This window comes from Ruegeria sp. BB7 (genome assembly GCF_056539365.1).
In genome coordinates this window covers 1-14,876 of sequence record NZ_JBQFUV010000015.1, presented here as the reverse complement: position 1 = coordinate 14,876, position 14,876 = coordinate 1, and the positions used below count along the sequence as shown (strand labels likewise).

Annotated in this window: 6 protein-coding genes and 1 pseudogene; 6 read left to right on the top strand and 1 reads right to left on the bottom strand. The window is 57.0% G+C overall.

Annotation, left to right across the window (positions count from 1 at the left end):
* Positions 1–167: 167 nt before the first annotated feature.
* A complete protein-coding gene (locus ACR0D7_RS16845; RefSeq protein ID WP_480680060.1) occupies positions 168–1,019 on the bottom strand; it encodes a Rossmann-like and DUF2520 domain-containing protein in 852 nt (283 codons plus the stop codon).
* A 439-nt stretch (positions 1,020–1,458) separates the two neighbouring features.
* Between ACR0D7_RS16845 and ACR0D7_RS16840 the strand changes: the two genes are divergently transcribed.
* From ACR0D7_RS16840 to ACR0D7_RS16815, 6 genes and pseudogenes are all read left to right on the top strand, one after another.
* Complete coding sequence (locus ACR0D7_RS16840; protein ID WP_480680059.1) at positions 1,459–10,905, top strand: PKD domain-containing protein; 9,447 nt, start codon at positions 1,459–1,461, stop codon at positions 10,903–10,905.
* 417 nt (positions 10,906–11,322) lie between these two features.
* Positions 11,323–12,339: an RHS repeat-associated core domain-containing protein gene (locus tag ACR0D7_RS16835; RefSeq protein WP_480680058.1), complete on the top strand. Its 1,017-nt coding sequence runs from the start codon at positions 11,323–11,325 to the stop codon at positions 12,337–12,339.
* Positions 12,340–12,354: 15 nt separating this feature from the next.
* Entirely contained in the window at positions 12,355–12,960 is a 606-nt protein-coding gene (locus ACR0D7_RS16830) for a DUF4304 domain-containing protein (RefSeq protein WP_480680057.1), read from the top strand.
* A gap of 260 nt (positions 12,961–13,220) precedes the next feature.
* A pseudogene (locus ACR0D7_RS16825) lies at positions 13,221–13,568 on the top strand (RHS repeat-associated core domain-containing protein); the annotation flags it as partial.
* Complete coding sequence (locus ACR0D7_RS16820) at positions 13,569–14,171, top strand: hypothetical protein (protein WP_480680056.1); 603 nt, start codon at positions 13,569–13,571, stop codon at positions 14,169–14,171.
* Positions 14,165–14,665: a hypothetical protein gene (locus tag ACR0D7_RS16815; RefSeq protein WP_480680055.1), complete on the top strand. Its 501-nt coding sequence runs from the start codon at positions 14,165–14,167 to the stop codon at positions 14,663–14,665. The genes ACR0D7_RS16820 and ACR0D7_RS16815 overlap by 7 nt, the downstream gene beginning before the upstream one ends.
* Positions 14,666–14,876 lie beyond the last annotated feature (211 nt).

Genomic DNA, 14,876 nt, shown 5'->3' with positions numbered 1-14,876 from the left:
ATTTCCCGGCAAAATCAATCAGACATGATAACCGGTACTTATCGGGTGTAAGAGATAAACTTTAGGAATGTTCCAATAATGTGCAAAAAGTACAAATAATGCGTATTAAGGTGGCTCCACACTGAGAATGAGATATTTACTCATCCCGCCATACATAACCTTGGAAACTACACCCCGGGCCCAATTGAGCCGGTTGTCTTTAGGGTGTGGGCCAACTTGCTCAGGATACGATAGAGTTCGCCCGCCTCCGGATGCCAACGCGCAACCTCTTGGCCCTGAGAGGCGACAACCTGCACGTCGCCACGAGCTGCTGGACCTGTCAGTGCCTGCTGCGGGCCCAAAGCACGGATATTTTCGGCCGTACTGTCCAGGAGCTTTTCATTCAACCGACGCGCGATGTCATCTACTACGCCCGCATCTTTCCAGGCGTCTCGCGCGATCGCTTGCAACACAACGGTAAAGTTGTTAGAGATCACGGCTGCCGCGTGATAGAGGCTTTTGCTGTCTGAACGGATTGCAAAGCACTCGGCCCCCAGTTGCTCGAGTACGGGTTGAATGACAGACAGGGCGGCCTCGTCACCTTCCAGCCCGCACAGCGTGCCACTGAATTGATCTTTTGCGCTCTCTGGGTCAGCAAAGGACAAAACCGGGTGAACGCTGGCAAGACGCCAATTCAGGCGCCTCAGAGGACTCATCTCAGCAGCCGGGAAAAAGCCACTGCAGTGCAACGCCACCGATGCTCGTGCCGCCTCTGTACCGGTCAGCCCATCGGCAAGGCGGGCCGCTACGTCGGCTATCTGAGTGTCCGGTACCGTGATGAACCAAAGGTCGGCGGGGCGCAAATCCGAAATGTGCTTCACTGCGCGACCGGCCTTGACCTGTTCGACTGCGATTTGGGCCGAGCTATGGGTGGCGCTGAGAATATCCTGAACCCGACAATTCGAATTTGCCGCCAGAAGGTGCAGAAAAGTCCGCCCAACCCGCCCCGCGCCGATCAGGTTGATTGTAACACTCTTCATATCACTCCGATCTTCAGTTACTCGAATGAGTGATCAACTCATTTGATTGCTGCAAAAAAGTGCTTGGCCGAAGCATAAAGCTTTTTCTTTTCTACGACAGCGGTAGTTATCTTGGAGTGTAACTGGAATGTCTTGGCTGAACTCAAAAAGGCGGCGCTCAAAGTGAGGGAAGATACGTATAGCACTACTGCAACCTCGGCATTGTAACTGAACCTTGAGACTTGGTGGGCTGCCGCTCTTCAGAAGATGGTCCGGGCCGCCAGACAGGACGAAGCAGGCACTTTGGTGTTTCTGGGAGTGGTGGTCGCATCCTGGAGCTGTATTGATTGTGCATAATGAGTGATTTGGGTTGTTCTTCTATTGTTAGAAGAAAGTTGTTGCAAAATCACCTTTAGGTAGTACGTTTTCAAAAAATCGTTATTTAAACGAGGGATACGGAATGGGTATTTTGCACCGCGCATTTTGCGCGACTACTTTCCTTTGTGCCGGATTTTCTTTTTCAGCCTTTGACGCCTCTGCAGATACCTCTCTTCCGATAAAAGCCGTAGCCGGTCAGACGATTACACTGGACCCCGTGGACGGGGTTGTTTTGCCAGCCGGGCCAGCGTTGCAGCCCTCCTGGACATGGATTGATCGCCCGGCGGCCAGCGTGGCGGATTTCAGCGATGCGACCGTGTTGCGGCCTCAGGTCCTGCTCGACATCCCGGGCACTTACCGTGCGCGTGTGTCCTTCACCGATGCCTCCGGGGCGTTTGTTGCGACCACCGACGTTGTGTTTGGTTCGGACAATCTGCCACCGGTGGCGCGCGCGCGGGTGCGCGGGGTGCCGGATGGGTCCAGCCCGGTCACGCTGGATGGCTCGGCCAGTTTTGATCTGGAGGGCGGCGCGCTTAGCTATAGCTGGGCAATCGAGTCCGCACCTGCAGGCAGTGCCGCGCAGCTGACGGGAGAGGGACCGTTGTCGGCTGTTACCCTTGATCTGGAAGGTGCGTACCGGGTTGCCCTCACGGTGCAGGACCCGACCGGCGCTGTCTCTGAGCCGGAGTATCTCGACCTCCGCTATCTGCCGAACAGTGGTACCACCGATGTCTACCGCCTCAGCTACGAGGTGAACCAGACGGCTGCGACAGGTGTTGCTGATACGTTTGATCTGGGAGAGCGGGCGACCGCGCCCGGAACCCATGACAGAATCTCGGGTTTTGTTCTGGATGATGGTGCCGGTTCTGTTGCCGACACGCTGACCGTGACTCTGAACGGCGTCACGTATAGCGCGAGCAGCCCGACTGAGTTCCTCGCCCTAGTCGATGCGCTGGAGCTTGATACGGATACGAACACCAATGCACGGGTCTCGCCAGACCCGGCTCAATCGGATCTGACCTTCATCTTCGGCACCGCCGGAGGGTCGGTGACGCTGACCGGTCTTGTCGGTGACGCGCTGACCCGGGCCGATCTGGAAGCGCGCGGCGTGGATTATTATGAAGGGGTAGGGGGCCGCGTCGTGGCGCCTGTTCCATCCGCCCGCTTCGATCAGATGCACGCCGAGGTCAGCGTTCCCCTGACCATAGAACCTTACGCATCGACCGACATTGATGGCGATGTTCTGGTGGCGGACGCCGGGATTCTGGTCGCACCTACGTCTTCGTCGCCGGAGATCAGTACGAACATTGACGGGTTGTCGCTTGTGACGGTGGATCAGCCGGGTGATTATCTGGTGGCCCTGGATGTTGCTGACGGGAGCTTCTCCGCGCAGGATCATGTGCTGGTTGTGGCCGGCGCAAACAAGAACCTGCGGCCGGTCGCGCGTATTGCGCCGGTGACCTCGGCGCAGGTCGGGACGGCGCTTACGCTTGACGGGTCGCAAAGCTACGATCTGGACGGGGATTTCATCCAGCACAGTTGGGCGCTGATCTCCGCGCCTGCGGGCAGCACTGCTGACGTCAGCAGTGAACAGACTGGTACGGCCATGCTGACTCCCGACCTGCCGGGTGCATATGTCGTACAGCTGAGCGTTGAAGATGATACGGTCGCAGGCGTACCGGTGACGGCTCTGGTCATCGTGGAGCCGCCGCTGCCCACAGCCAACGCGGGTCGGGATCGGTTGGCGGGTGACAGTGGCCAACTGGCACTTGATGGCACCCTGTCCTCCGGCAACGGACTGACCTATGCCTGGTCTTCTCTGGGGTTGATGGGGGATGGTTCAAGTGTCGAGATCACCGATGCCTCCCTGGCGTTGCCGGAGATTGGCCTGAGCATCCGGGAAGGCCGGTTCCGGGATGTGATCCGTCAGAACGAGGTGTATCACCTCAAGCGCTCCGACACAGGCGACACCTGCCAGTTTGACATCCGTCAGCCTGCGGATATCTCCGGTGCCAGCGCATCGGAGCCTGTTCAGTTCACCCTGCATTCCCGCGGTCGGCAGGCCGGTATGCAAGGCGATATCCTGGTCTGGGAGGTCGAGAACAAACAGACCTACACGCGGGATGTCACATTGCAGGACAGCAATGGCGTGGCGCATGGAACCTGGACCGTTCCCGGTCGCACTTCGCTGCACATGACCACGGATAATATCGGCAATGCACGTATGTACGCCTATGTCGACGGCGTTGCCCGCGACGATGATCGTGTGAAGAAGAACCCGTTCAACCGCAACAACCCGGTCTGCACCGGCCCCGGATCCGGTGTCGTTCAGTTGATCGTGTCGGATTCTGCGGGTGTGTCTCTTGCGGATACGATTTTTGTTGGCAACACCAACCTGCGCCCGGTTTTGGAGGCGGGGTCGAAGATTTCTCTGGTTTCGGGCCAGACGGTCGATTTGAATGCGTCGGACTATAGCTTTGACGGGAATGCGGACAGCCTGTCTTATGGCTGGTCGCTGATTGCCCGCCCAGCAGGGAGCAGCGCGGATCTCGGCGCGCCGATTGTATCGGGTGACGCGCTGAGTTTTGCTCCGGACCGGGTTGGTGTCTATCTGCTCCAGATTACCGCAGCAGACGATGCCATGATTGCCGAGCCGTCGGTTGTGATGGTCGAAGTTGTCAACTCGCCGCCGGTTGCCGCGGTGTCTGGCGATACCGAAGCCTTTGTCGGTGACTTTGCCACGATCAGCGCCGCGGGTTCGGGTGATCCCGATGGCGACGCTCTGTCTTATGCCTGGACACTGGTCTCTGCCCCGGATGGCAGCATGGCCGGGATCACGGGGCAGGGCCAACCGGCCATCACATTCACACCGGATCGCCGGGGTGAGTATGTTTTCAGCCTGGTTGTGTCGGATTATGAGTTCGACAGCGCGCCTGTCACCTGGACCCTGACCGCGCCCAATCGCGCGCCTGTGGCTCTGTTGGAAGGCCCCGATCAAGTCGATGTGGGGCAGGAGGTCATCTACTCTGTCACCGGGTCAAGCGATCCGGATAACGACCCGCTGACCTTCAGCTACGCCGTCACCACAAAGCCTGCAGGCTCGGATCCGTTCTTCGAGGATATTGGCAATAGTGAGGCTGGTTTCATCGCCGACCTGCCGGGTGATTATGTTCTGGAAGTCACCGTGTCGGACGGGCTGCTGGAGGCCACGCATACGCTTGCGGTTAACGCCAGTGCTTTGAATGCAGCCCCGGTTCTGGGCCAGCTGCGCGACAGCTATACGGTTGAACTGGGCCTGGAGCTGGCGCTTGATCTTGAGGGCAGTGACCCGGACGGTGATCCGATCAGCTTCTTTGCGACGCCGCTGCCGCTGGCAACCGGCGTCACGCTTGATGGCAATAACGGTGAGGTTCGCTTCCGCCCCGAGACCGGGCAGCTGGGGACCTATACCTATACGGTCGGCGTATCGGATGGGGTTCTGACCGACGAGGCGACCCTGACGATCGAGGTTGTGGAGGCCACCGCCGGAGATACGGCCATTCACGGCCGTGTTCTGGACGCCACTGATTTTGCAGCCGGGACAATCACGCCGCTGGCCAACATGCCGGTCCGCCTGCGCGATGCCGCGCTGATGACGACAACTGCAGCTGACGGGACATTCAGCTTTGGCAGCCTTGTGGAAGGCACGGATCAGGTGGAGGTGGAACCCTCCGCCGATGGTGGCCCGGGCGGCTATTTGGGCGAGACCCGCGTCATCACGGTGACCGAGAACCAGGATCGCGATATCACCCCGGACTTCCATCTCGTGCCGCTGACCGATGGCTGTGCAACAGTTGTTGCCGGTCAGGAGACGGTGCTGTCCGGAACAGCGTCCGGCGTGACGGTCTCCATCCCTGTCGATTCCGTACAAAGCGATGCGGGTGGCCTGTACACAGGTGACGTCTGCCTGGGATCGCTGCCGCAGCTCTTTGACCATCCCGGTTTCAACGAGGATACCCAGGCCTGCCGGATTTACGCGCTGGATGCCCCCGGTGCGGTCTTCACCCAAGGCATGACCATCACTGGACCGAACCTGGACAACCTGCCGGAACAGACCCGGCTCGAGATGTGGCGGGTCAGCCAGTTGAACGGGTTGTTCCGGCGTGCTGCGGACGCAAGCGTGGATTCCGGTGCGGCCACCGTCAGCGGGACGCTGTCCGGTGTCTCGGGTGGTGCATTGTTCACCTTCCTGCCGCAGGCACCGCAGACGGTTGCATCGTCAGATCAGCCGACAGGCATGAAGTACCTGACCCCGTTTGAGGGTGACAACGCGACCAGCTATACCCTGCCGGGCTATACCGCCTTCGGTGAAGCGCAGGAGATTGCACTCAGCTATCACAGCCAGGCCGCCAACCCGACCATCATCGTGGCGGGTGATGTCACCATCGCCGACGACGCCTCGTTGCCAGTGGCGCTGCAAACGCGCATCGAAGCGGGCGGTCTGTCGATCAGCGACGGGCGCAGCTGGACCCCGCGCGAAGGTCTGGACGGAACCATTCCGGCCCTGATCGGAGAACAGGTGGTTCTGCGCCAGTCCATGCCGGTCGACGGGTCGGGCCTGACCTCCGGGCGCTATGCCTATGCGTTCAACAGCAAGGCGATGTATGACTGCTCGACCGTGGGCGGCACGCATATGGCCGAGTTCTATGTCCAGAACGAAAGCGACAGCCCTTATGGCAATGGCTGGGCCATTGATGATCTGCAAAAGCTGGTGGAAGGACCCGACGGCAAAATCTCGATCATCGATGATGATGGGGTCACCACGTTCGATCCCGAACCCACCCTGACCGAGTTCGAAGACGAACCCCTTGTGTTCCCCGCTGTAGGCCCTGCGGGTATCAAAGCTGTTGATCTGGACAATGACGGTGACTTGGATGTCGTGTTCGGCGACAGCGGTACCGGGACCATTAAGTCGATCATCAACTATGGTGATGGGGACCTGCGACTGGAAGGTTCGGTTGCTGTGGCAAACCCCAATGACGTTCCAAATACAGGGAGCTATCCCCCAAATCTGTTGAATATCGCACTTGGCGAGTTGAACAACGACGGCATCACGGACATTGCCTACGCGCTGCAAGGGCAAAACGGTTTCGGGTATGTCACCAATGATGGATTTGGAAACCTGACGAATGCGTTCCAGTCCGTGAACCTGGATCAAAAGCCCAAAGACCTCAAAGTTGCCGACTTCGGTCAGAACGGGTCTGACGATATTGTTTTTGGGGCCAATACAGGTGGTTCCTGGTTCACGAATGATGAGATCTGGGTCAGTTTTGGGGGATCTGAGGAACGCCTGTTGTTCCAGATTTCCGACTATAGGTCCCGCGGCCGCGGGACATTGCAGCTCATGGTTGGTGACGTTGATGGGAACGGATATGAGGATGTCGCATATCGCACAACCGAAGGTGTCGACTTTGTGTTCACGCGCCGTTTGGAAGACGGTCGCCTGAGTTTCAGCCGGAAAAACCTGCGCGCTGGCAATGGCGGTTTGAACTTCCTGGGCGATTTTGCGCAGCTGCACGACTTCAATGGCGACGGCAAGCTGGACCTGGCCTATAGCTCAGATACGCAATTGCAGATCCTGTTGAACACCACCGGTCAGGCTTTTGCACAGCCTGTCAATCTGGCCCGCCCGCCCGAAGCGGATACGTTCCTGAGCTTAAGCCTGGCGGATGCTAACGGGGATGGTCTGACGGACCTGGTTACAGCCAGCCGCGGGCAAGTCTTTGTCTATATCAGCAATGGTGACGGGACATTCCAGCCGTTTGAAAGCGGTTTGTTGGATTATGGGTTCGACAGAACAGATCTTGCCGACATTAATGGCGATGGCAGCCTGGACCTGCTCACCACCCAACGATTCACGGTGCGGGTGCATTTCTCCAAACCTTCGGCAACAGGCAATTTTGTCTCGGGGCAGGGCGAGTTCTCGACCCTTTCACGTCTGGATGATGGCACCTGGCAGCGCCGCTACAAGGACGGCAACATCGTCCTCTATGACGCCAATGGCTTGCAAACGGCGACAGTGGACCCGCAGGGCAGCCGTAAGGAATACGCCTATGATGATCTGGGTCGCCTCGCGACGATCACCGATCAGGTGGGCGGCGTCACCAGCTTTGCCTATGAAGAGCTGGGGCGTCTGGCGTCTGTAACCTATCCGGATGGCCGGGTTACCTCCTTCGCCTATGACGATATCGGCAACCTCAATGAGGTGACGGAACCCGTCGGGTCCAAGGTCAGCTTCGCTTATGATGCAAACGGCCGTCTGGTTTCCACCACCAACCAGAATGGCAATGTCACCAGCTATACCTATGACGGTATGGGGAACCTGAACGGCGCAACCCTGCCCGATGGCTCCAGCGTTGCCAATCAGGTGGCGTCTTCCCTTGGCCTGATCGATGGTCTGGGCGGCGCGGCCACCAGCCCGCTGATCTATGTGGCGCCCGAAGATCGGGTCACCACGGTCACCGACCGCAAGGGCCAGACGACCGAAGTGATCGTCAACCAGTTTGGCTCTGTCATTCAGACCACCGATCCGCTGGGCCGGGTGACAAAGATCGAACGGGACGGGCAGAACCTCGCGGTCCGGGTCGAACGGCCCAGCGACACCGCCCCCGGCGGCGTGCGTGTGGACACGATCACCTACGACAGCCTCGGCAATGTCGAGACGATGACGGAATCCGTTGGCACCCCGGCGGAACGCTCGACCTCCTATACCTATGAGCCCACCTACAACAAGGTCGTGACCATGACCGATGGGGACGGGTTCACCACCACCTACACCTATGACGAGTTCGGTGAAGTGGCCGGCATGACCGATGCCGAAGGTGGCGCACGAGCCATGACCTATACGCCCGAGGGCAAACTGGCCACGCGGACGGATGAGAACGGCAACGTCACATCCTTCACCTACACTGCCGATCAGAACCTCGCCAGCACCACCTATGCGGATGGCTCGGTCACGCAGATGACCTATGACACGGCTGGCAACACCACCGTGATCGCAGAGGCTGCCGGTTCGCCCGTCGAGCGGCAGGTGCGCCGCAGCTATGACGGGCTCAACCGCGTGCTGTCGGTCGAAGTCACCGGTGCTGACGGTGCCAATATCGGCGGGGTCACGCAATACACTTACCTGCCCGCCGGCAACCTGGAAACGGTGACCGATCAGACCGGTCTTGTCACCACCATGTCCTATGATGGTCTCGAGCGTCTCGTGGCGATCGACGACCCGGCCGAAGGCCTGATCCAGCGCGTCTACAACGAGGCCGGTGAGGTTATCGAACACATCAACGGGGATGGTGAGACCCACACTTACGCCTATGATGATGTCAGCCGCCTGATCCAAACCACGGATCCCGAAGGCCATGTCAAATCCTTCACCTATGACAGCCGCGACAACATCGCGACCGTAACGGACGGGCGCGCGGGCGTGACCAGCTTTGCCTATGACACGCTGGATCGCATGGTCTCGCGCACCGACCCGATCAACCAGACCATGACACGTACGTATGACAGCCGCGGCAACCTGCGCACGCTGACACGCGAGGACGGGCTTGTTGAGACGGCCAGCTATGACGGGCTCAGCCGCCGCACGCAGGTGGTGACACCCGACAACACGCTGACCTATGGCTATGACCCGCGCAGCAACCTGACACTGGCCGCTGACGATGACAGCCGGGTGACCTTCACCTATGACACCCGCAACCGGGTCGCCACCACCACCACCGACGGTACCGTGGGTCCGCAGCCACAGGTTACCCTGACCTACAGCTATGACCTGCTCGACCGCCGCACGGGGATGGAGGACAGCCTTGGCGGGGCCACATCCTATGTCTGGGATGCCGAGGACCGGCTGACCGATCTGACCTCGCCCTGGGGCAGCACCTACAACTTCGGCTATGACGACGAAGGCCGCCGCACCGCGCTGACCTCCACCAGCGGCCGGGCGACCACCTATGCCTATACCAACGGGCTGCTCTCGGCGTTGACCCATGCGCAGTCCGGGGTGACGCTGACCGATCTGGTGTACACTTACGACCCCGACGGCCAGCTGACGGCGATCCTCGACCGGCTCGACCCGGCGCAGTCGAAACACATCTCTTATGATGACCTCAACCGTCTGGTGCAGGTCCGCCAGGGCATCCCGCCCATCGATGGCGGCGTGCCGGTGCCGATCGAGGATTACCAGTATGACGAAGAGGGCAACCGTACCTTCTCGAACAGTTCGTCGGGCTATGAGAGCAACGCTCATAACCAGCTGCGCGAGGATGACACCTATCGCTACGACTATGACCTGCGCGGCAACCGCATCAGCCGGACCCACAAGGTTACCGATGCGGTCGAGACCTATGCCTATGACAGCCAGAACAGGCTGATCGGCTACGGCTCCGACACCACAACCGCCACCTACGCATATGACGCCCTCGACCGGCGCATCGCAAAAACCGTCGGCGCGGATGTGGAGGCCTTCGTCTATGACCCGTGGAACCCCTATGCCACCACGGCCAATGATGCGGTGCTCGACTTCGAAAACGGCACGCTGGCCAAACGCTGGCTGCACGGGCCCCGTACTGACGAACCACTGGGTTTCGAGGGCTATACCGGCAGCACCGATGCAGGGTCGGGCTCGGCCTATGGGCTCTACGCCAACCGCCTCGGCTCGATCCTGGCTGCGGTCTCGATCTCAACCGGCGCGGTTGCCGCCGATTACGACTACGACGCCTTCGGCAATCAGACCCAGACCGTCAACACCATCGAGCAGCGCTATGGCTACACAGGCCGCGAGCACGACACCGAGACCGGGCTCATCTACTACCGCGCCCGCCATTACGACCCCGCAACAGGGCAGTTCATCCAACGCGACCCAATCGGATTCGCAGCAGGGGATTTGAACCTCTATGCGTACGTAGAAAACGATCCGTACAACTGGACTGATCCAACGGGATTAAATCAAAGCGCAGCTTTACTAATTGGAACGGGCAGTGTTCTGGGAGTTGGCTATGCATGCACAACTACGGAAATTTGTACCGACGCAAGCCGGGCCATTGTGGGGAATATTCGCTCTGGGCTACTTGGTTTGGCAAACAGCATCAGTGCAGCTTTGCAAAACTTTGGTAATATATTGCAAAGTCAGTCGAATTCTGATGCGGATACAGTTGCAGAAGCTGATACTACCGGCAATTCCGACCGTATACCACTATACCGTGCTGTTGGTCCGGAGGAAGCAGCTCAGTTGGCGGTTAATGGTGGAAGATTTACTCCCAGCCCAACAGGGAGTGAAGGAAAGTACTTTGCTCTGACTCCAGAAGGCGCAGCTATAGAAGGCCGTGCATTGTTTCCAGATGGTTACGAAGTGGTGGCGACCACTTGGCCTCTACCTTTGCCGCCGAGTGGCTCGTTTGAAGACTCGACGCCAGAGGGTAAAGTACCTAGCGTCGTTATTCCGAATCCGGAACTGCCGTTCTTGTCGCCAGCAATTCCGATATCGAGTGAATAGAAATGAAGTATCCTTCGGAAATAAAACTTTTAGCCAATGGTGGTCGGAACCAAGGTCTCAGTCACTCACCATTCATGTGCTATATGAAGGTCGATGGGGTAGAAGCAGATTACAGTGTACGATTATTTTTCGACGTTGGATCGACCTGGAGACTAGGGGAAAAAAGGTATTGTGAAATTGAATTTCTTCACTGGATAGAGGCCCCTATATCGTTACAGGGCAAAACCTTTCGACTTTTTGAGCAACGAAGGATTGCTACTGGCCGTTTTATTGGATGATTAGACTATACTAACTGTACATTAACGCTGGGCGTGTGACGGTCAGAACAGGCTGATCGGATACGGCTCCGACAAAACAACCGCTGCATACGCATATGACGCCCTCGACCGGCGGATTGCAAAAACCGTCGGCGCGGATGTGGAAGCCTTCGTCTATGACCCGTGGAACCCCTATGCGACCACGGCCAATGATGCGGTGCTCGACTTCGAAAACGGCACGCTGGCCAAACGCTGGCTGCACGGGCCCCGCACCGATGAGCCGCTGGGTTTCGAAGGCTATACCGGCTCCACCGATGCAGGCTCCGGCTCGGCCTATGGGCTCTATGCCAACCGTCTCGGCTCGATCCTGGCCGCGGTCTCGATCTCCACCGGCGCCGTAGCCGCCGATTACGACTATGACGCCTTCGGCAACCAGACCCAGACCGTCAACACAATCGAGCAGCGCTATGGCTACACCGGCCGCGAGCACGACACCGAGACCGGGCTCGTCTACTACCGCGCCCGCCACTACGACCCCGCAACAGGACAGTTCATACAAAGAGACCCCATCGGGTTCGCAGCTGGGGATCTGAATCTGTATGCATACGTCGAGAATGATCCGTACAACTGGACAGATCCAACAGGGTTGACGCCGACAACATCTTACGTCCGAAAAGCAGCAAATGCAGTCAAAACAGCTACTCTCGTTGGGGGCTCCATCGGACGTGGAGTGTTCAGCCTCGCAAACGCGATTTCGAGAGCATTGGAGTGCGTTTCCGCAGGGGCGCACGCAATTGCAGGAAACTATGGCGATGCGGCATCTTCTGGATTGGGCTGTGTATCTGGCGGTAAAGCGGCAAAAACGAGCCAGCCCAGAAATTCAAAGGGTCAGTTTACAAAAGGAGCTGGCGGAGAGTCTGCAGATACTGCTAGAGGGCGCGAGGCACATAAAGCGTTTCAGGACAAAGTGGCGGCAAAACAAAAGGATGGATGGGACCCTAAACCGCGTATTCAAGATGCGGATGGTAGAGTCCATATCCCAGATGCTTTGACACCAAGCGGACGCCCAATTGAATTGAAGCCCAATACACCTTCCGGTATCAAAGCTGGGCGGCGGCAGCTAAAACGGTATGAGCAAGTCACTGGCAAAAAGGGACGACTCATACTTTATGACTAATCGAGGGTTTTGAGATTGTTGAAAGAATTCATAAGACTGTATCTTTCGCCTTTGTTGAAGCAATCTGGATTTAGAAAAAAAGGTCTGACCTGGAATAGGATAGTGGAAGGTTTCGTTCATGTGGTGGACGTTCAAAAAGGAACGCCTGCCGCCGGAGGTGCCGTTGACTTTACGATAAACGTGGGTGTTTTTTCGGAAGAGCTATGGACTATCTACTGGAACAAAGTGGTGCCTGATTTTGTTAAAGAGACAGACTGCTACCCAAGATTCCGACTATATTATCTAGTTTCCAACTTTGACCCGAAACGGCGCAGTCGATGGTGGGAGATTACATCTGAGGAAACTCTGCACAATATCGGTCACGAAGTTCAATTTGCGCTGACGGAGAAGTGTTTACCATTCTTTGATAACATCAAATCTACCGAGGATCTTTTGCAAACCTCTATCGCTTCCAAACCGAGGATGCCCGGGGAAGTGTTGGCGCATGCAATCCTGTTGAATTTTGCGGGGCTAAAAGAAGAAAGCGAAGAGTCGATACATGAAATCTTAGATGACCCGCATTGGGGCAAACGTGCCAAAGGCATTTCAGACAGGTTAGATGCCAGGATCATCGGCAAGTAAGCAACTGTTTTCCCAAGTCTTTTATTGTGGGGCTGATAATGCAGTGGCTTGACCAATAGTTCGAGACCTATGCCTATGACAGCCAGAACAGGCTGATCGGCTACGGCTCCGACACAACAACCGCCACCTACGCTTACGATGCCCTCGATCGGCGGATTGCGAAGACCGTTGGCGCTGATGTCGAAGCCTTCGTCTATGACCCGTGAAACCCCTATGCCACCACGGCCAATGACGCCGTACTCGACTTCGAGAACGGCACGCTGGCCAAACGCTGGCTGCACGGTCCCCGTACCGATGAGCCGCTGGGTTTCGAGGGCTATACCGGCTCCACCGATGCAGGGTCGGGCTCGGCCTATGGGCTCTACGCCAACCGTCTCGGCTCGATCCTGGCCGCGGTCTCGATCTCAACTGGTGCCGTTGCCGCCGATTACGATTACGACGCCTTCGGCAACCAGACCCAGACCGTCAACACAATCGAGCAGCGCTACGGCTACACCGGCCGCGAGCACGACCCCGAGACCGGGCTCATCTACTACCGCGCCCGCCATTACGACCCTGCAACAGGACAGTTCATCCAACGCGATCCCATCGGGTTCGCAGCAGGGGATTTGAACCTATATGCATATGTCGAGAACGATCCGTACAACTGGACCGATCCAACGGGACTGATGCCCCTTGTGGAGAAGTTGGGTCTTGACGCAAGGGCCGTAGCCGATGGCGTTGCCGTCGCGGCATTTGTAGGTGCAGTTGCGATCTTAGCCAACAGAATTTGGGAAGCGTTATTAATAGACAACTCCGTTTTCACCAAGCCAACTGGTAAAAATGATAGCTCGTCGACAACTGCTACACCTAGTACACCATCGAATACTTCAAACTGTGAACCAACCGATCCGAATTGCAAAAATCAGTGCGATGGTCCGGTCGGAACTGGGGGGCAGTCAGCTTCTTCCAAGACGCTTGAAGGAAGCGGAGGGAGTCCAAAAGCAAATGACTACTGGAGATTGGATGTAGAAAACCCTAACCCAGGAACTGTTACAGGCAACTTACATTTGCAATTCGGAGGCTCTGGTTCCACGCATCACTATATCGATCCCAACACGGGACAAATCGACACTTCTAAAATGACTGGTGCTGAGAAAAAATTGGTGAAAAAGAATATGGACAAAATTCGGCGCGGTATCGAGAAGGGTAAGAGGTTCCTGAATTGTTGATCAATAAGTGGCTAGTTTCTAGGCCGCAGGGAAAAAATATAAGTTTTCTTGAGGCTCCAACTTTGGAAGGCGAAGCCTACCCAAGCTATCATGCGTTCTTCGAGCAGTTGGCATTAAAGAAGTGCTTTGGTGGTTTTTTCTTCGGAGATACTGAAATACCAAACCAAGGGTACGTAGATGATGCGCTCAAAAGGTATAACAACAATATGTCATGGGTTGAGTTCTCTTTGAACGGTCGCCATGGCATCGACTATCTGGAGATCGAAAACCAAGACCATGCCTTAGATGTATGGATTAGTTTTGTGGTTTGGTTTGAAAAGAGATTTTGTAAAAAAATGAGCCTCAGAAGGCTCTATGGCATGAATTACCAAAATGAATTTGGAAATGATTTTTGGTTTAATTTTTGTCTACTTAGAGCAGGCATGAATGCTCCAATTCAAGATAAAGGAGCGATGGAGTATGAAGATCCTCACTACTACTTTAGAGTTGGGTAATTTCTTTTTTCCGATCCTCGACCGCCTCGATCCGGCGCAGTCGAAACACATCTCCTATGATGGCTCAACCGTCTGGTGCAGGTCCGCCAGGGCATCCCGCCCATCGACGGCGGCGTGCCGGTGCCGATCGAGGATTACCAGTATGACGAAGAGGGCAACCGTACCTTCTCGAACAGTTCGTCGGGCTATGAGAGCAACGCTCATAACCAGC

Bases quoted from the DNA above. Each gene is read 5' to 3' on its own strand.
- ACR0D7_RS16845 (WP_480680060.1), bottom strand. From the start codon at position 1,019: ATGAAGAGTGTTACAATCAACCTGATCGGCGCGGGGCGGGTTGGGCGG.
- ACR0D7_RS16840 (WP_480680059.1), top strand. From the start codon at position 1,459: ATGGGTATTTTGCACCGCGCATTTTGCGCGACTACTTTCCTTTGTGCC.